Raw genomic sequence first — 19,133 nt, 5'->3', positions numbered from 1 at the left:
TTTTAATCTGCTCTTAAAGCTTCAATAGGTTTGATGTTTGCGGCTCTTTTTGCAGGAATATAACCAGCAATTAAGCCTGATAAAATTAGTACTACTGTTGCTCCTACCACGATTCCAGTACTTACACTTGGGTCTTTTATAAAATAATCTTCCTCTAAACTATCGCCAATTAAACTTAATAAATAGGTGCCTAAAGACAATCCTAAATACCCTGCAATGGTGGTTATAAAAACGGATTCTTGAACAACCATCCAAACAATTGATAAAGGTTGTGCACCTAATGCTTTTCGAATTCCAAATTCTTTAGTTCGTTCTTTTATCACAAAGATCATGATATTACTAATTCCAATAATACCTGCAATCAATGTTCCTGAGCCAACTAAAATTACGATGGCATATAAAATGGCCATAAAACTTCCTACGTTTTTATTGGCTTCAGCCATGTTTCTAACAGAAAGTGCACTTTGATCATCAGGATGGATATTTAATTTAAAACGCAAATCTCTTTCTAATTGTTTTCCAAAAGAGATGGCTTCATCTAAATTCAAATCAGGATTGTATCCTAAGTTAATTTGACTGATGTAATCGTTATTACCATAAATCATTTGGGCTGTAGTAACAGGAATGTACGCCAATCTTTCTTCATTATCTCCTCCTTCATCAGAAAAAATTCCTATCACCAAATACGAACTTCCATTCACATTGATTCTTTTTCCTAAAGCTGGTTTTTCACCAAATAAATCTGCTTTTATCAATCGTCCAATAACAATAACTTTTGATTTTTCTTGCAAATCTTTTTCATTCAAATAACGTCCTTCATCAATCATTGTTTTTTCTAAAAATTGATGATCAGGATGCACTGCACGAACACTATAACTATTCGCTTCGTTTTTATATTTTAATGTAAAATTTTTGTAAATTCTGGCAGATTGATATTGAATTTTACTTTCGTATTCATCTTTAACGTAATTAAAATCATCATTTTTAAGTTGAATAGTTCTTCCTGTTTGTAAACCTTTGTAAGGTTTTGAGGTTTGCCAAACACGCACAAACATGGCATTTTGAGCATCGTCTGCAAATGCACTTTTAAAGGAATTGCTTAATCCACTTACAATTCCAAATAATAATGTAAATAACAAAATGGCAAAAGCAACTGTAAAACCAGATAATATTGATCGTAATCTGTTTTTATTGATACTTTGAAAAATTTCGCGCCAACGATCAATATCAAACATGTGAAGCTTGTTTTGCGTTTTTGGTTAATTCGTCACTCACAATAATTCCGTCTTTTAAACGCACAATACGTTTTGTTTGCGCAGCAACTTCTTCTTCGTGAGTAATTACAAAAACAGTCATTCCTTCGTTGTTAATGTCCTTTAATAAATCCATTACTGAATCAGTTGTAGTAGAATCTAAAGCTCCTGTAGGTTCATCAGCTAAAACAACTTTTGGTTTTGTAACCAAGGCTCTTGCAATGGCAACACGTTGTTTTTGTCCTCCAGAAAGTTCGTTTGGTAAATGGTTTGCCCATTCTTTTAAGCCTACTTTTTCTAAATATTCCATAGCAATCTCTAAACGATCTTTTCTGTTAACTCCCTTATAATAAAGAGGTAACGCTACGTTTTCTAAAGCAGTTTTGTAAGAAATTAAATTGAAAGATTGAAACACAAAACCCAAGAATTTGTTGCGTAAAATAGCTGCTTTCTTTTCGTTCATGTCTTTAATTAATTCTCCATTCAAGTAGTAATTTCCTTCGTCATGAATGTCTAATAAACCAACAATATTTAACAACGTTGATTTTCCAGAACCTGATGATCCCATAATGGAAACAAATTCTCCTTCTTTGATATGTAAATCAATACCTTTTAAAACGTGGATGGATTCTTTTCCTATAGGATAGGATTTATGGAGTTTTTCTATTCTAATCATTCTTTGGTTAATTTTTTACGAAAGTATTCAATAATTTATGGTATGAATACTAAGTAATTGTTAAAAGCTAAAAACACTTGGTAACAGAAATAAGACGTATCAATTTAAAAAATGTTACAAGCTTTTTAAAATTCTTGCCGTATTTTTGTGTGATTTTAAAAATAAAATTGGCTAAATGATTGATATCCCAAAAGATAAAAAAATTATTCTCACTGATGGTGTGTGTAATTTATGCAATGGAATTGTTTTAAAAATTATAAAATATGATAAAAAAAACACCTTTCTCTTTGCGAATTTACAATCAGAAACAGGTAAAGAATTGACAAAATATTTAGGTATTGATACCAAAAAAATTGATGCCATAATATTATATGAACCAGGGATTTCTTATGAAATTAAAAGCAGTGCTGCTCTAAAAATTATGGAGGATTTTGGAGGAATTTGGAGATTAAGTTTTATTATCAAAATTTTTCCTGTGGGTTTTAGAGATTTTATTTATGATATCATTGCTAAAAACCGCTATAAATGGTTTGGGAAAAAAGAAAGTTGTATGATGCCAACTCCCGAAATTAAAACAAAATTTTTACCATAAATGACTTTACCTACAAGCATTAAATGTATCATTTTTGATATGGATGGCGTCGTTATTGATTCAGAAGAAATTCATAAAAAAGCCTATTTTGAGACCTTTAATTTTATCAACGTAGATGTTACTGAAGAGCTATATAAAACTTTTACAGGATCATCAACATTGAATGCTTTTCAAAAATTAGTAGCTCATTTTCAGCTAGATATTGATCCTGAAGAATTGGTGTTAGAAAAGCGACAACGCTATGTAAATTATTTTGAAAACGATCCAGCATTGCATTTGGTTCATGGTGTGAAAGAGTTGATTGAAAAAGCATATCAACAAGGAATAACGTTGATTTTAGCATCATCCTCAGCTATGGAAAATATCAATCGTGTTTTTAATCGTTTTCAATTGAATGATTTTTTTAAGGCAAAAATTAGTGGTGCAGACTTAAAAGCGTCTAAACCACATCCTGAAATTTTTGAAAAAGCCGCTTCTTTATCAGGATTTTCAAAAGAAAATTGCGTCGTTATTGAAGATTCTGACAACGGAATTCAGGCTGCAAATGATGCTGGAATTTTTGTTTTTGGTTTTAGAAATCCTTTAGCAGCTGATCAAACTTTAGAGAAAGCGGATTTGATTATTGATGATTTCTCTCAAATTTATACCTATTTATGATGAATTATAGAAATTATACAACCACAATTCAAAAAGTATCAGAAATTGGTTTAGGAACTTGGCAATTGGGTGATGATTTTTGCTGGAAATCTGTCTCTGAAAAAGAAGCAACAACTATTGTTGAAAAAGCCATTGACCTCGGAATTAATTTTTTTGATACTGCTCCGAATTATGGTTTGGGAACAAGTGAAGAACGATTGGGACGTATTTTAAAAAATCACGAAAGAGATTCATTTGTCATCAATACAAAATTTGGTCATAATCACTTGGGTAAAACCGATTACAGTTCAAAAACTATCAGAAATTCTTTAGAAAGTAGTTTGAAAAGACTTCAAATGGAATGTGTTGATTCTCTCATAATTCACAATCCGCCTTTGCATTTTTTAGATGGAAACAAAAATGATCATTATGAAATTTTAGAAAGATTGATTGAGGAAGGTAAAATAAAAGCTTACGGAGCATCTTTAGATACTTTTGAAGAAATGAAATTATTGATGGAAACTACAAATGCTACAGTAATAGAAGCTTTTTTTAATATTTTACATCAAGATGCTAAACTTGCTTTTCAACTTGCTGAAAAAAAAGAAGTTGCAATCATTGCTAAAATTCCTCTTGACTCTGGATGGTTGACAGGAAAATATGATGCTAAAAGTGTTTTTACAGACATCAGAAATCGTTGGTCTAAGCACGATATTGAGACAAGAGCAAGATTGGTAAATCGTGTAAAAGAAATTTTACAGCAAGAAGATAATTTAGCTCAAAAAGCAATTTCATTTTGTTTGGCTTATAAAACAGTTTCTACTGTAATTCCTGGGGCTTTGAGTATTTCTCAATTAGAGAGTAATGTTAAAAGTACGTTATATCCTATTTATGAAACTGAGCTCATTAAATTAGAGGAATTTTATAATAATGAAGTTGCAAATCTTCAATTGCCTTGGTAAAAAAGAAATTCAAATTTTATTGAAAAGTTTATGAAAATATCTTTTTTAAAGTTGCAAACAATTCTTTTTCAATCAAATCTACAGTTCCATCAGCAAAAAAAACTTGTTTGATGTCTTTTAAAATCGTTTCTTTTTCTGTTTGCGAAAGTTTATTTTCAAATGTATACTGTTGTATTTTTTTGAGTTTTGTAACTTCTGAATCCATCACAACATCTGTGTGAATTTTATGAAAAGTGGCATCATCAATTTTAGATAAAATAAAATTCAACTCTTTAGAATCTTCAAAATAGTTGCAATGAGCAGCATATAATAGCACGTATGCTAAAAATTCTTTTTTTGACCAATCTCCATTTTCCATAACTACAAATTTATTGGCGCATCAGAAAGTCCCCATTCTGTCCAAGATCCATCATAAACTGAATGATTTTTGATGTCAGCAATTGTTGCTCCTAAAGCCAAAACAGAAGCTGTAATTCCTGAACCACAAGAAAAAATAAGTGGTTTATTTTCAGGGTTTTTGGCTTCAAAAATCATTTTTAACTCTTCAGCAGACTTCATTTTTGTTCCTGATAAAACGGCTGAATGTGGCAAACTTTTAGAGTTTGGTATATGGCCTCCTCTTACCTCTTTTCTCGGTTCAGGTTCAGTTCCAAAAAATCTACCTTCAGATCGAGCGTCTAAAATTAAATGGCTATTTGATGAGATATTTTCTAAAACATTCTTCATAAAAGCAATCTTTTCAGGTTGATAATTTGAAATGAAATTGCCTTTAGAAAGATTTTGTTTTGTTGGTTTTTCAGTAGGATAATTTTTTGTTTTCCATTCTGGAAAACCACCATCCAAAACTGCAATATTTTCAAATCCCATCAATTGAAACATCCACCAAACTCTGGGGCTTGAATAAATTCCTAAATCATCATACACTACAATACAATGATTGTTATTGATGCCAAATTCTTGTGCTTTTTGTTGAAATTTCTCAGCTGATAATATTGTATTTGGCAAAGGAGCATCTTTATCAGAAAAATCATTCAAATCAAAAAAATATGCATTTTTTATTTGGAGTTTTTCTTCTAAAATTTCAGTAGGTTTTGATCCTACTTTTGGAATGGTTGCATCTAAAATAAGAAGTGAATCATTTTCTAAATGTTCCAATAACCAATCAACAGAAACTAAAGGTGCAGGAATTTTTAAAGACATATCAATCTTATTTTATTTCATCAAGATTATCATCCCAATTTTTTGGTTTTGGATCGTGCAGTTTTCCAACAGATTTAGCAACCAAAACAGATACGGTTGCGTCTCCTGTTACGTTTACCACAGTTCTGCACATATCTAGAGGTCTGTCAACTGCAAAAATCAATGCTAGTCCAATGGCCAATTTATCAGCAGGAAAACCTATTGATTCCAAAACAATTACCAACATCACCATACCTGCACCAGGAACTGCAGCTGAACCAATGGAAGCCAACAAAGCTGTTAAAATAATAGTTAATTGATCAGCAAAAGTCAAATCGAAACTCAATGCTTGTGCAATAAAAACGGCTGCAACTGCTTGATATAAACTTGTTCCATCCATATTAATTGTAGCGCCAACAGGAAGTACAAAACTTGAAACTTCTTTGTCAACACCTATATGTTCTTCAACTCTCTCCATAGTTACAGGCAATGTTGCTGCACTTGAACTCGTAGAAAATGCTAACAATTGAGCAGGACTTAATTGTTTTAAAAACCAAAATGGATTCATTTTTGTAAAAATGCTAATCAATAAAATATAGCATGAAATCATTAAAATTAAACCAACAACCACTGTTCCTGCGTATTTTAACAATGCCACTAAGAGATCAGGATCGTCAGAAGAAACTACCACATTTGCCAACAATGCAAAAACGGCAAATGGTGCTGATAACATAATGATATCGACCATTTTAAGGACTACCTCGTTTAATGAGTCAAAAAAATCTTTTAAAGGTTTTGCTCTTTTTTCACCAATCAAAAGCATAGAAATTCCAAGAAAAATGGTAAAAAAGATTACTTGCAACATGGCTGAATTATCAACCATTGCTTTTAAAGCATTATCAGGTACAATATCAACTAAAAACTGCAAAGGGCCTGAACCTTTTTGTTTGGATGCTTCTGCTAATTTAGATTGAACATCACCACTATTTGCATAAGTTTCTGTCAATTTACTGATGGTTTCTTCAGAAATTCCATTTCCAGGTTTTACAATATTTACCATTAATAATCCAATGGAAATAGCAATTACAGTTGTGCCAATATAAATTGAGATGGTTTTTAAACCAATATTTTTAAATTTTGATATGTCTTTTAAATCAGAAATTCCTTTGACAAGCGAAGCTAAAATCAATGGAATCGCAATCAGTTTCAATAATTTTACGAAAATAGTTCCAAATGGATTGATCCAATTGGCAACAAATGTAGCTCCACCATCAATAGTTGTCATTCCCAATCCAAAAAGGATTCCTACAATCATTCCAATTAAAATCTTCCAATGTAATGCTAGTTTTTTCATGTTTTTGTTTAAAAATTATGAGCTTGAAAGGTAGAAAAATATTAGAAATTACAGAAATTTTCTGCAATTTATTATGAAATTGATAATATAAATCAATATAAGAAGAAATTATGTGCGAAATTTATGAAACTTTAATCATTTTTAAGAATCAAAAATTGCAAGTTTTAAACTGTGTAAAAATTTATACTCTTGATTTATAACAAGATTTGTAAATTTCTTCATACACAGGCAAAATGTTTTGAATGGAGAATTTTTTAGCGTGTTCGTAAGCATTTGATTTAAAGCGCGCTAAAGTTTGATCATCTTTCAAAATTGAAATGGCATTTTTTGCCATGTCTTCAACATCTTCTAAATTACTCAAAAAACCTGTTTTTCCATGGATATTTACTTCAGGTAGACCACCTGTATTTGTAGAAATTACGGGAGTTTTTGCTGCCATAGCTTCTAAAGCTGCCAATCCAAAACTTTCGGTTTGAGAAGGCAATAAAAACAAATCAGAATAACATAAAATTTTGGTAACTTCTGTGCTGTTTCCTAAAAAATAAACACTTTCTTTTATCTTAAGTTTTTTCGTGAGATTTTCAGCTTTTACACGCTCAGGACCTTCACCTACCAATAATAATTTTGAAGGAATTTCTTTTTGTACTTCATAGAAAACTTTAATGACATCTTCAATTCTTTTTACTTTTCTAAAATTACTAATGTGTGTTAAAATACGCTCTTCAGGTTTAGCTAAGGCAATTCTGTTACAATCATCATCCTCTGCTTTTTCGTATTTTTTGATATCAATAAAATTATAAATAACTCGAATTTCTTTGTTTACATGAAACAATTCATTGGTAGTTTCTTTCAAATTATTAGAAACCGCTGTTACTACATCAGAGTGATTGATACTAAATTCAACAGCGGTTTTGTAAGTTGGATGACTTCCTACCAACGTAATATCAGTTCCATGTAACGTCGTTACTACTTTTACATTAATGCCTTTTTCTAGCAACATTTGTTTTGCCATAAAAGCAGCATACGCATGTGGAATTGCATAATGTACATGCAACACTTCTAAGTGATATTTTTTAACAACTTCTACCATTTTACTGGACAAAGCCAACTCATAAGGTTGGTATTGAAACAAAGGATATTCCTCAATCAATACTTGATGAAAATGTAATTTGTGAGATAAAAAATCTAAACGAACAGGTTGATTGTAGGTAATAAAGTGTACTTCATGACCATTGTCTGCTAATGCCATCCCCAATTCTGTAGCCACTACTCCACTTCCACCAAAAGTGGGATAACATACAATTCCAATTCTCATTTTAAATTAATTTTTATTCTTAGTTGTAAAAGTAGGATTATTCTTACATTTTGAATCTTAATAAAAACAAAAAAAGAGCTTTTCATTTATTTTGAAAAGCTCTTTTAAAATTATTTTAAGTTAATTTTTTGACTTTAAACCTTTATTATCAAAAGGTTATCTCCAAACTAATAATCTCCTAAAGTTGCAGGATTTTGAGCTAATGCACTTTCTAATTGAGCATCATTTGGCGCTTTTCCATGCCAAGCATGCGTATGCATCATGAAATCAACTCCATTTCCCATTTCTGTATATAGTAAAATACACACAGGCTTTTGCTTTCCTGTCAATGATTTTGCTGTTTTTAATCCTGATAAAATAGCTTCAATATTATTACCTTCTTTGATTTCCAATACTTCCCAACCAAAAGCTTCGAATTTTGCCTTTAAGCTTCCCATTGGCAATACCTCATCAGTTGATCCATCAATTTGTTTTCCATTTACATCGATGGTAGCAATGATATTATCTACTTTTTTTGCAGAAGCATACATGATGGCTTCCCAATTTTGACCTTCTTGCAACTCCCCATCACCATGTAAAGAATACACTAATTTTGAATCATTATTCAGTTTTTTTGCTTGTGCAGCCCCCAAAGCAACTGACAAACCTTGACCTAATGAACCAGAAGCAATTCTGATTCCAGGCAAACCTTCGTGAGTTGTTGGATGTCCTTGTAAACGAGAATCAATATGTCTAAAAGTAGCCAATTCTGATACTGGAAAAAATCCACTATGAGCTAAAACACTGTAATAAACTGGAGAAATATGTCCGTTTGAAAGGAAAAAAACATCTTCATTAATACCGTCCATTGTAAAATCAGTAGAATAATCCATTACTTCTTGATATAGGCAAGTGAAAAATTCTGCACATCCTAATGAACCTCCAGGATGCCCAGAATTTACTGCATGAACCATACGTAAAATATCTCTTCTAACTTGTTGCGTAAAATCTTGTAATTGTTGAGTTGTTGGCATTGTAGTTTTTTAAGTGCCACAAAAATACAAAAGTGACCTAATTAAATCGTCAATTTCTAATAATTTATTAGCAATTTATGAACATAAAGCTAGGTTTTTTGTTTTTGTTTTTTGGCAGCAGGAAACAACACGTTATTTAAAATCAATCTGTAGCCAGGAGAATTAGGATGTAAATCTAATTCGGTTTTTGGATCTCCAACTCTATGCGTATAATCTTCAGGATCATGACCACCATAAAAAGTAAACAATCCTTTTCCTTTTGTTCCGTGAATATAACGTGCTTCTCTGTTTACACTATTTTCTCCTAAAACTAACACGTTTGTTTTTACAGTATTTCTATCAAAAGAGGTGGTTTGTCCCATGAAGCCTTTCACTAAAACTGTGTGATTTTGAGTTAACATGGTTGGAATTGGATCCCATTTTGCAGAAAATTCTATCAATGAAAAATAATCAGAAGTTTTTGGAATGGCACGTTTATTTGTCATGTCTATGGATGAAAACTCATACACATTTGGATTTCTTTCCAAAACAAAGTCTTTAAAGGCAAAAGTTTTTTCAAAATCAATTTTTGATTGGTAATTGATGTCAGTTGCATCACCATCAAACATGGCTTCTGCGATGTCAACACCTTCAGCAGCTAGTGCAATATCAAAACTATCAGTAGCAGAACACATAGCAAACATAAATCCACCCCCAATCACATAGTCTCTGATTTTTTTTGCAACCGCTAATTTTTCTTCAGAAACTTTTGAAAAACCCAATTCTTTCGCCAATTTTTCAGCATCTTGTTTTTGTTGTACATACCAAGGTGCAGTTCTAAATGACCCATAAAACTTGCCATATTGTCCTGTAAAATCCTCGTGATGTAAATGCAACCATTCATACAAAAGAAGTTTGTCTGCTAAAATTTCTTCATCATAAATTACATCAAAAGGAATTTCAGCATAAGTTAAAACCATGGTTACTGCATCATCCCAAGGCATTTTATCTTTTGGAGAATACACCGCAATTTTAGGAGCTTTTTCTAAAGTAACTGCTTCTCTGTTTGATGATGGTGCACCAATTTCTTCTAAAATTAATTGCGATTTTGCATCAGAAATTATTTCATAAGAAACACCCCTAATTTTACATTCATTTTCAATAGCTTTGTTATTTTCAATCAAAAAAGCACCTCCATCATGATTGAGTAACCATTTGGCTTTCAATCCGTTTTGAAGAGAGAAAAATACAATTCCGTAAGCTTTTAAATGATTTTTTTGATTGTCATGGTTCATAGGTACATAAATAAAGGATGCCAAAACCGAATTTGAAATCAAAAAGATAAAGCAAAAAGTAATTAGATTTTTCATTTGAAAATAAAAATACACAATTAGAGAAAACTAATTGTGTATTTGATATAGTTTTTTAAAAATTTAACTAAAAAGGAAAATTGTCATCATCATCAATACCAAATGCTTCTTTAGATTCTATTCTTCTATCTGGAAAACCAGTATCTAAAGGATTCGAATTCATGCTAGATTGAAACTTAGAACCTACTCCTTCCTCTAAATCAGAGAATTTTGCCAAATGTCCTGTAAATTTTAAACGGATATTATCCAAACCACCATTTCTATGTTTTGCAACAATAAACTCTCCTTGACCTTCACATGGAGAACGTTCGTCATCATCCCATTCTGTCATTCCATAATATTCTGGTCTGTATATAAAACTCACAATATCAGCATCTTGCTCAATTGCACCAGATTCACGTAAATCAGATAATAAAGGTCTTTTGCTTCCTGCACTTCTAGTTTCTACAGCACGTGATAACTGTGAAAGTGCAATTACAGGCACCTCTAATTCTTTAGCCAATGCTTTTAAATTTCGAGAAATTGTAGAGATTTCTTGCTCTCTATTTCCTGAACCTTTGTTATTATTTCCGCCTGCTGTCATCAATTGTAAATAATCAATTATGATAATTTTTACTCCATGTTGCGAAACCAATCTTCGGGCTTTAGCTCTTAAATCGAAAATGGATAAAGAAGGCGTATCGTCAATATAAATTGGAGCATCAGATAAACTTTTCACCTTATAATTTAACAATTCCCAGTCATGTAATTCTAAATTTCCCTTACGAAGTTTTTCTGAAGGAAGCCCTGTTTCCGAGGAAATCATTCTTGTTATCAGCTGTACTGATGACATTTCTAAGGAAAAAATTGCTACACCATGATTAAAATCAATAGCCATATTTTTCGCCATTGAAATTACAAATGCTGTTTTTCCCATACCTGGTCTAGCTGCAATGATAATTAAATCTGATGGTTGCCAACCTGAAGTCAATGCATCTAATTTGGTAAAACCTGAGGCCAAACCAGACATCCCCTCTTTATTGCCAATTTCTTGGATTTTTTTCAATGCTTGTTTTACTAAAGAGCCAGCGTCTTCTGAACTTTTCTTTAAATTTCCCTGTGTAACTTCAAACAGTTTTGCTTCTGCACTATCCAATAAATCAAAAACATCTGTAGTTTCATCGTACGAACTTTCGATAATTTCGGATGAAATTGAGATTAATTTTCGTTGAATGTATTTTTGAAGAATAATTCGTGCATGGAATTCAATATGTGCAGAAGATGCAACTTTTTGTGTTAAGCGAATTAAGTAAAAATCGCCTCCTGCCAAGTCTAATTTTCCTTTTCTTTTAAGTAAACTTGAAACAGTCAATAAATCAATTGGTTGCGAATTTTGAAACAATTCATAAATCGCAGCATAAATTTCTTGATGTTTAATTTCGTAAAATGCATCTGAATGCAAAATATCAATAACATCATCAATCCCTTTTTTATCAATCATCATTGCTCCCAAAACAGCTTCTTCTAAATCTATAGCTTGTGGTGGGATTTTACCTTTTTCAAGACTGATAACTCTACTTTTATCTGTTTTTTTCTCTATGAGCGCATTCGTATTTTCCATGAAACAAATGTAATTTTTTTAGTTTTCAAAGCCCAGATTTTTTTTGATTTATTTCTAAACAATTCTTTAAAAAAAATGTTATTAAGTTGTTAACAACTCTTTAACTTGCTATTCTATTTGCTACATTTACAACCATGAAATGGAATAAAAAACACCTTATTTTAGCAGTATTATTACCCATTCAGTTTTTGTTGGTGCAATTGGTTTCCAAGTTTCCAACATTTATTGAATCCTATTATTCCACTGGAATTTATCCAATTATTTCAAAATTTTTAAGATTGCTTTTTGGCTGGATTCCATTTTCGATTGGCGATGTTTTATTGTTTTTTTTACTATTCATTTTCTTGCGTTTTATTTATCGATTATTTAAAACTAGATTCCAATTTTTTTCACATAAAATAACTTATTTTGTTGCGATAATTTCCATTTTATATGGTTGTTTTTATCTTTTTTGGGGATTGAATTACTACAGAAAACCACTTTCTGAAAATTTGGGTTTTGAACAAAAAAAATACACAACTCAAACTTTATTCAATGTTACAAAAAATATCATTGAGCAATTGAATGCAGTTCAAATACAAATCACAAAAAACGATTCTATTAAAGTTGAGACTCCCTATAATCAGCAAGAAATGTATGAAATGGCGGTAGAAAGTTACCAGCAATTAGCGAAAAATTATCCGCAGTTTTCATATCAATTTCCATCTGTAAAAAGTTCTTTGATGAGTTTGTTACAATCTTATAATGGTACATCTGGTTATTTCAATCCTTTGACTGGTGAAGCTCAAGTAAATGCTAGAATTCCGAAAACGAGTTATCCAACAACAACCTGCCATGAAATGGCGCATCAATTGGGATTTGCTGCCGAAAACGAGGCGAATTTCATTGGGTTTTTAGCAGCAAATCACAGTAATGATAGTTACTTTACATATGCAAGTTATAGAATGGCTTTTGGATATTGTATATCTGAATTACGAAAAAGAGATCCTGAAAAACAAGCCTTATTAATGAAATCCGTAAACTCAGGAATTTTAAAGGATTTTAAAGAAAGTTTTGATTTTTGGGAACAATACCAAAACCCGTTTGAACCTTTGATTAAAAAAGGATATGACGCTTATTTAAAAGCAAATAACCAACAAAAAGGAGTTGATTCTTATAATTATGTTGTTGATTTATTGATTTCTTATTTTGAAGATGAGCTAAATTAGTACTATAAAAAATCATCATAAAATTAATTTAATACGGATTGTTTAATTATATTTGTACGTGCAAAATAATCAATTTATGGACACAAAATTAACTTTAAAGCTTAATCAAGCAATCATTGAAAAAGCCAAAGAATATGCAGCAAACAAAAATATGAGCGTATCCAGAATTGTTGAGGCTTATTTGCAATCTTTAATAACTGAAAATAACAATGCTGAATTTGAAATCTCGCCTTTCGTGAAAAGCATTGCAACAGGAACTCAAATACCAAGTAATTTGGACTACAAAAAAGAATATTCCCAATATTTATCAGAAAAATATAAATGATTAAAAGAATATTTATTGACAAAAATGTAATGTTGGATTTTTTAGGAGAACGAAAACCTTTTTATGATCCAATTGCAAAAATTGCAACATTGGCTGAAAAAGAAAAATTAATAATGGTTGTTTCTCCTATTTCATTTGCAACTGTTAACTATTTTCTTGCAAAATTTGAAAATCCTAAAATCGCAAGAGAAAAGCTTCGTAAATTTAAAATAATTAGTGAAGTATGCTCACTAAATGAACAAATAATTGAAAAAGGACTCAATTCTTCAATTCCCGATTTTGAAGATGCTTTGCAATATTTTAGCGCAACAGAATCTGAATGCAATGTTATAATAACAAGAAATGGTAAAGATTTTAAAAAATCTTTATTACCTGTAATGACTGCAGAAGAATTTTTATTGTCAATTTATAAAAAATAATTACAAAAAATGTTGCTTAAAACTTCTTATTTTATTGTCTAAAAAATCATTTAGGATTCCATATTTAATCCATAATTAATTATAGCTTAATGAGCTTATCAAATAATTAGTTGAGTTAAATAAAAGCACATATTGTTCTCTTAAAATTATGTTAAAGTGAATTTAAATTGGTTCAATACAAAATCAAGTCAATAAATTTAGAACCAATTCAAAAATAATTCAAACATTCATGAGAAAACTACTATTCGTACTCTTTTTCTTGTCGATTTCTTTGGCAAAAGCCCAAGATTATTTTCCGACAAATTCAGGAGTTAAAACATCCAAAAGCATTTTAGTTGCTTTTACAAATGCGACCATTTATGTAACGCCAGAAAACATCATTCAAAAAGGAACGTTGTTGGTGAAAGATGGAAAAGTTGCAGAAGTTGGAAAATCTGTAAAAATTCCTGAGGGAACAAAAATTATAGATTTAGATGGCAAAATGATGTATCCATCATTTATTGATATTTATTCCGATTTTGGAATTGCAAAACCCAAAAGAAATCCCTCTGACTCAAGATCTTCACAATACGAAGCTGAAAGAGAAGGGTATTATTGGAACGATCACATTCGTCCTGAAACCAATCCAATTGATAATTTTAAGTTCGATAATAAAAAAGCTAATGAACTTTTAAACGCTGGTTTTGGAGCTGTAAATACCCATTTACATGACGGAATTATTCGTGGAAATGGTTTGTTGGTAGCATTAAATCCGAATACTACCAATGCTTACCGAATTTTAGATACCAAATCTGCACAATTTTTATCATTTACTAAAAGTGTACAATCTAGACAATCTTATCCATCTTCAAAAATGGGTGTAATGGCTTTGTTGCGTCAAGTGTATTTGGATGCAGATTGGTATGCAAAAGGAAATATGAAAAACAAAGATTTGGCTTTAGAAGCGTTGAATAAAAATAAAAATTTGGTTCAAATTTTTGAAACTGATAATCATTTAGATGCTGTAAGAGCTGATAAAGTTGGTGATGAATTCGGAATTCAATATACTATTTTAGGTTCTGGAGATGAATTTGAAAGAATCAATGATATCAAAAAAACCAATGCAACTTTCATCATTCCCATTGATTTTACAAATACTTATGATGTTTCAAATCCGTTATTGGCTGAACAAATTTCTCTGAGAGATATGCGTAAATGGAATCAAGATCCATCAAATTTATCGGTTTTAGAAAAAAATGGAGTGCCTTTTGCGTTGACAACTTACAAATTAAAATCTGCTGAAACGTTCCATAAAAATTTACAAAAAGCCATTGAATATGGATTTGATAAAAAATCGGCATTGGCTTCATTGACAACGATTCCTGCGAAAATTATAGGAAATTCAACTATTGGAAATTTAAATAAAGGAAGTTTTGCAAATTTTATCATTACTTCTGGAGATGTTTTTGATGCTTCATCAACCATTTATGAAAATTGGGTTCAAGGTGAAAAAAATATCATTAATGATATGAATATCAAAGATATAACAGGTGATTATATGCTATCTGTAAACGGAAAAAATTACGATTTAACCATTTCAGGAAAAGGTGCAAAACAAACAGGATCAATCAAATTAGGAGATAAAAAAATCACATCAAAATTTTCTTTTCAAAATGATTGGGTTGAAATTACAATGGATGATGAAGGATTTACACGTTTGATGGGTAAAGTTATCAATGCTGCAAATGTGATGGAAGGAAGTGCTTTTGACACCAAAGGCATTAAAACATCTTGGTCTGCAAGTAAAAAAGTAGCCAAAGAAGCTGTTGAAAAGAAAGATGAAAAATCAACTGACAAAGAAATTTTGGTCATGCCTGTAAGTTTCCCTAATGTTGGATTTGGAAACTATACACAACCAAAATCAGAATCGATTTTAATTAAAAATGTAACTGTTTGGACAAGTGAAGATGCAGGAATTTTAGAGAATACAGATGTATTGTTAAAAGACGGAAAAATTGCCAAAATCGGCAAAAATCTCTCTGCTAAAGGTGTAGTTGAAATTGATGGAACAGGCAAACATTTAACTGCAGGAATCATTGATGAACACTCACATATTGCAACATCTGCTGTTAATGAAGGGGCACACAATTCTTCAGCAGAAGTTACCATTGAAGATGTTGTAGATCCAACAGACATTAATATTTATAGAAATATTTCAGGAGGAACAACAACTGCTCAAATTTTGCATGGTTCTGCAAATCCAATTGGAGGGCGTTCAGCCATTATCAAACTAAAATGGGGAGAAAATGCTGAAAATATGATTTATAAAAACTCTCCAAAATTCATCAAATTTGCTTTGGGTGAAAATGTAAAACAATCCAGAAGCACTAATGGAACTCGTTTTCCTCAATCAAGAATGGGAGTTGAACAAGTTTTTGTAGATTATTTCACAAGAGCTAAAGAATATGAAACCTTGAAAAAAAGTGGTCAACCTTTCAGAAAAGATATTGAAATGGAGACTTTATTGGAGATTTTAAACGGTGAGCGTTTTATTTCTTGTCATTCTTACGTACAATCAGAAATCAATATGTTGATAAAAGTTGCAGAAAAATTCAATTTTAAAATCAACACATTTACACACATTTTAGAAGGTTACAAAGTAGCTGATAAAATGGCAAAACATGGTGTTGGAGGTTCAACTTTTTCAGATTGGTGGGCTTATAAATATGAAGTTATTGATGCAATTCCTTACAATGCAGCTATTATGCACAATGCAGGAGTTACTGTAGCTATCAATTCTGATGACCGTGAAATGTCAAGAAGATTGAATCAAGAAGCTGCAAAAACTGTAAAATACGGAGGAATTTCTGAACTAGAAGCTTGGAAAATGGTAACTATAAACCCAGCAAAATTATTACATATTGACGATCGTGTTGGTAGTATCAAAGAAGGTAAAGAAGCTGATGTGGTATTATGGAATAATCATCCTATGTCTATTTATGCAAAAGTTGAAAAAACAATTATTGACGGAAAAGTATTTTTTGATGTTAATGATGATTTGCAAAAACGTCAAGCAATTAAAGAAGAAAAAAGCAAATTAATCAATATGATGTTGAAAGAAAAAATGGGTGGTGCAAAAACACAAGTTCCAATGAAAAGAGAAGATCGTAACTTTCACTGTGATACATTAGAAGAAACTAAAAGCTAAAAAATATGAAAAATATACTAAAAATCGTACTGTTTTTTGCTTTTGTAGGAAACATAATTGCACAACAAACACCTGCATCAAAACAAACAACAGCCATAAGTATTGAAGGTGCAACAGCACATTTAGGAAATGGACAAGTTATTGAAAACTCGTTGATTATGTTCGAAAATGGCAAAATTACTTTTGTTGGAAGTGCCATGATGAAAATTGCGAGAATGGGAACTATTATTAAAGCTGAAGGAAAACACATCTATCCTGGATTTATTGCTTTAGACGCTACTTTAGGTTTGGTAGAAATTGATGCTGTAAAAGCCAGTGATGATGAAAGTGAAATAGGAATCATGAATCCACATGTGCGCAGTTTAATTGCTTATAATGCTGAAAGTAAATTGGTAGAATCTATGAGACCAAATGGCGTTTTAATGGCTCAAATTGTTCCTAAAGGTGGCACTATTTCTGGAACTTCATCAATCGTTCAAATGGATGCTTGGAATTGGGAAGATGCTACTGTAAAAACGGATGATGCCATTCACTTGAATTGGCCAGGAAGTTTTACCAGTGGAAGATGGTGGTTAGGAGAAGATCCTGCTTTGAAACCAAATCCTGAATATCCAAAAAATGTAGCAAAAATCAATTCTTTTTTTACAGATGCAAAACAATATTTAGCGTCAAAATCAGATAAAAAACACTTGCCATTTGCAGCAACGAAAGGCTTGTTTGATGGTTCTCAAAAATTGTATATTCATGTAAATGGTGAAAAAGAAATTACGGATGCTATTACAATCAGTAAAGAATTAGGCATCAATAATTTGGTAATTGTTCGTGGTGAAGGGGCTGAAAAAGTAACAGATATGTTGGTTAAACACAACATTCCTGTAATTTTAAACAGACCACACAGAAATCCGAATAGTGAAGATGACGCGTATGATGACACCTACACAATTGCTAAAACCCTACAAGACAAAGGAGTTTTAGTTGGTTTGGGAATGGAAGGTCAAATGGACAGAATGAACACCAGAAATTTACCATTTTACGCAGGAACTTTTGCCGCTTTTGGATTAGAAAAAGAAAAAGCAGTGCAATTAATTACAGGTGATGCAGCAAAAATTTTAGGCATTGATGCATTTGCAGGAACCTTAGAAGTTGGAAAAGATGCAACCTTATTCATTTCTGAAGGTGATGCGTTGGATATGAGAACAAATATCATTTCTGAAGCATTTATTCAAGGTCGAAAAATTAGTTTGGAAAGCCATCAAACTACACTTTGGAAACGCTATTCAGGGAAATATAAATCAAAATAATTAAATGAAAAAGGCTCGCATTTGCGAGCCTTTTTTTAATGAAGACAACTCTGTCTTTATCTGTTTTTGATTCTTTTTCTTAGCAAAATTCCCCTTAAACATGAGTTTCTTCTTTCAATCACAATTGTAAAGACTTTACAAATATTGTTTGAATTTCAATTCAAAACAATACCTATAATTAGGTATTTTGTTTGAGATTTAGAATGTTCCTTTTTTAGAGATGGTATACCCATTACTTTTTTTCCAACTCCAATCATACTGGCTCAAATTACTCACAGCTCTCTCTTCAGCTTCAGTATATGAACTTGAACTTGCTCCCAAACCAAAAGAAGTTTTTAAAGTTCCGTCGTAAATTTTATGAGTAGCTTCAACAACTACCCAATATCCACTCTGCAATTTATGACCTCGTTTTTCGCCACCTGTTAAAGAGAATACTTTTTTATAACCTTTATCTCTTAAATTTTGAATTGCAATAGACTCAGTTTGATATCCTTTGTTCCAAACAACATTCCATTCAAGAGAAGAACCTTTTTCATCTTTGGCAACTGCAATACCAATTTGTGCATTCACTTCTAATACTCCAAAAAATCCTAAGATTAGATAAAATAAGCATAAATTTTTTTTGTTCATGAGAATAAAATTTTAAAGATTAAAATGATAACTAACTGTTTATTAAATAATTATATTGATTTATTTTGCAAAGTAAAAAATAATAAAATCTAAAACAATACCTAAAAATAGGTATTTTTGTTTTTTTTAAAACT

General features: G+C 31.2%; 18 protein-coding genes. 8 read left to right on the top strand and 10 right to left on the bottom strand.

Annotated features, from left to right (window positions below; all coding sequences use genetic code 11):
• Window positions 1-2 precede the first annotated feature (2 nt).
• Both WHA43_RS02345 and WHA43_RS02340 read right to left on the bottom strand, forming a co-directional pair.
• On the bottom strand, window positions 3-1,235 hold the full coding sequence (locus WHA43_RS02345) for an ABC transporter permease (RefSeq protein ID WP_105045555.1): 1,233 nt from the start codon (window positions 1,233-1,235) through the stop codon (window positions 3-5).
• A complete protein-coding gene (locus tag WHA43_RS02340) occupies window positions 1,228-1,929 on the bottom strand; it encodes an ABC transporter ATP-binding protein (RefSeq protein WP_105045554.1) in 702 nt (233 codons plus the stop codon). The genes WHA43_RS02345 and WHA43_RS02340 overlap by 8 nt, the downstream gene beginning before the upstream one ends.
• A 175-nt stretch (window positions 1,930-2,104) precedes the next feature.
• On the opposite strand from WHA43_RS02340, the gene WHA43_RS02335 reads away from it, so the two are divergent.
• From WHA43_RS02335 to WHA43_RS02325, 3 genes are read left to right on the top strand one after another with little or no spacing between them, the layout of a single operon-like run.
• A complete protein-coding gene (locus WHA43_RS02335; protein ID WP_105045553.1) occupies window positions 2,105-2,521 on the top strand; it encodes a thiol-disulfide oxidoreductase DCC family protein in 417 nt (138 codons plus the stop codon).
• Window positions 2,522-3,178 carry an HAD family hydrolase gene (locus WHA43_RS02330; RefSeq protein WP_105045552.1) on the top strand — a complete coding sequence of 219 codons (657 nt, stop codon included), beginning with the start codon at window positions 2,522-2,524 and terminating at the stop codon, window positions 3,176-3,178.
• Entirely contained in the window at window positions 3,175-4,119 is a 945-nt protein-coding gene (locus WHA43_RS02325; protein ID WP_226742909.1) for an aldo/keto reductase, read from the top strand. Before WHA43_RS02330 ends, WHA43_RS02325 begins: the two co-directional genes overlap by 4 nt.
• A gap of 28 nt (window positions 4,120-4,147) precedes the next feature.
• Here the strand turns inward: WHA43_RS02325 and WHA43_RS02320 are convergent, their stop codons facing one another.
• From WHA43_RS02320 to dnaB, 7 genes are all read right to left on the bottom strand, one after another.
• Window positions 4,148-4,477, bottom strand: coding sequence for a hypothetical protein (locus WHA43_RS02320; RefSeq protein ID WP_105045551.1), 330 nt, complete (start codon window positions 4,475-4,477; stop codon window positions 4,148-4,150).
• Window positions 4,478-4,479: 2 nt separating this feature from the next.
• Window positions 4,480-5,319 carry a sulfurtransferase gene (locus WHA43_RS02315; RefSeq protein WP_105045550.1) on the bottom strand — a complete coding sequence of 280 codons (840 nt, stop codon included), beginning with the start codon at window positions 5,317-5,319 and terminating at the stop codon, window positions 4,480-4,482.
• 7 nt (window positions 5,320-5,326) lie between these two features.
• The gene (locus WHA43_RS02310) at window positions 5,327-6,652 is read right to left on the bottom strand and encodes a dicarboxylate/amino acid:cation symporter (RefSeq protein WP_105045549.1); all 1,326 of its coding nucleotides are present in this window, start codon (window positions 6,650-6,652) and stop codon (window positions 5,327-5,329) included.
• A gap of 181 nt (window positions 6,653-6,833) precedes the next feature.
• The gene (gene bshA, locus WHA43_RS02305) at window positions 6,834-7,967 is read right to left on the bottom strand and encodes an N-acetyl-alpha-D-glucosaminyl L-malate synthase BshA (RefSeq protein ID WP_105045548.1); all 1,134 of its coding nucleotides are present in this window, start codon (window positions 7,965-7,967) and stop codon (window positions 6,834-6,836) included.
• A gap of 167 nt (window positions 7,968-8,134) precedes the next feature.
• A complete protein-coding gene (locus tag WHA43_RS02300) occupies window positions 8,135-8,980 on the bottom strand; it encodes a transketolase (RefSeq protein ID WP_105045547.1) in 846 nt (281 codons plus the stop codon).
• A gap of 89 nt (window positions 8,981-9,069) precedes the next feature.
• A complete protein-coding gene (locus tag WHA43_RS02295; RefSeq protein ID WP_105047257.1) occupies window positions 9,070-10,254 on the bottom strand; it encodes an asparagine synthetase B in 1,185 nt (394 codons plus the stop codon).
• A 142-nt stretch (window positions 10,255-10,396) separates the two neighbouring features.
• Window positions 10,397-11,929, bottom strand: coding sequence for a replicative DNA helicase (gene dnaB / locus WHA43_RS02290; RefSeq protein WP_105045546.1), 1,533 nt, complete (start codon window positions 11,927-11,929; stop codon window positions 10,397-10,399).
• A 134-nt stretch (window positions 11,930-12,063) separates the two neighbouring features.
• Between dnaB and WHA43_RS02285 the strand changes: the two genes are divergently transcribed.
• The 5 genes from WHA43_RS02285 (at window position 12,064) to WHA43_RS02265 (ending at window position 18,369) form a co-directional block, all read left to right on the top strand.
• Window positions 12,064-13,137 carry a DUF3810 domain-containing protein gene (locus WHA43_RS02285; protein ID WP_105045545.1) on the top strand — a complete coding sequence of 358 codons (1,074 nt, stop codon included), beginning with the start codon at window positions 12,064-12,066 and terminating at the stop codon, window positions 13,135-13,137.
• A gap of 76 nt (window positions 13,138-13,213) precedes the next feature.
• Window positions 13,214-13,462, top strand: a complete 249-nt coding sequence (locus WHA43_RS02280; RefSeq protein ID WP_105045544.1) for a DUF6364 family protein — start codon at window positions 13,214-13,216, stop codon at window positions 13,460-13,462.
• A complete protein-coding gene (locus tag WHA43_RS02275; protein ID WP_105045543.1) occupies window positions 13,459-13,881 on the top strand; it encodes a type II toxin-antitoxin system VapC family toxin in 423 nt (140 codons plus the stop codon). Before WHA43_RS02280 ends, WHA43_RS02275 begins: the two co-directional genes overlap by 4 nt.
• Window positions 13,882-14,110: 229 nt before the next feature.
• Window positions 14,111-17,068 carry an amidohydrolase family protein gene (locus WHA43_RS02270; protein ID WP_211290298.1) on the top strand — a complete coding sequence of 986 codons (2,958 nt, stop codon included), beginning with the start codon at window positions 14,111-14,113 and terminating at the stop codon, window positions 17,066-17,068.
• 5 nt (window positions 17,069-17,073) lie between these two features.
• On the top strand, window positions 17,074-18,369 hold the full coding sequence (locus WHA43_RS02265) for an amidohydrolase family protein (protein WP_105045541.1): 1,296 nt from the start codon (window positions 17,074-17,076) through the stop codon (window positions 18,367-18,369).
• Between the two features lie 198 nt (window positions 18,370-18,567).
• Here WHA43_RS02265 and WHA43_RS02260 read toward each other — a convergent pair whose 3' ends face one another.
• The gene (locus tag WHA43_RS02260) at window positions 18,568-18,999 is read right to left on the bottom strand and encodes a hypothetical protein (RefSeq protein WP_105045540.1); all 432 of its coding nucleotides are present in this window, start codon (window positions 18,997-18,999) and stop codon (window positions 18,568-18,570) included.
• Window positions 19,000-19,133 lie beyond the last annotated feature (134 nt).

The sequence above is a fragment of the Polaribacter gangjinensis genome (genome assembly GCF_038024125.1).
Classification (GTDB): Bacteria; Bacteroidota; Bacteroidia; order Flavobacteriales; family Flavobacteriaceae; genus Polaribacter; species Polaribacter gangjinensis.
The sequence above is the reverse complement of the archived record's forward strand: the minus strand, read 5'-3'. Positions and strand labels throughout refer to the sequence as shown.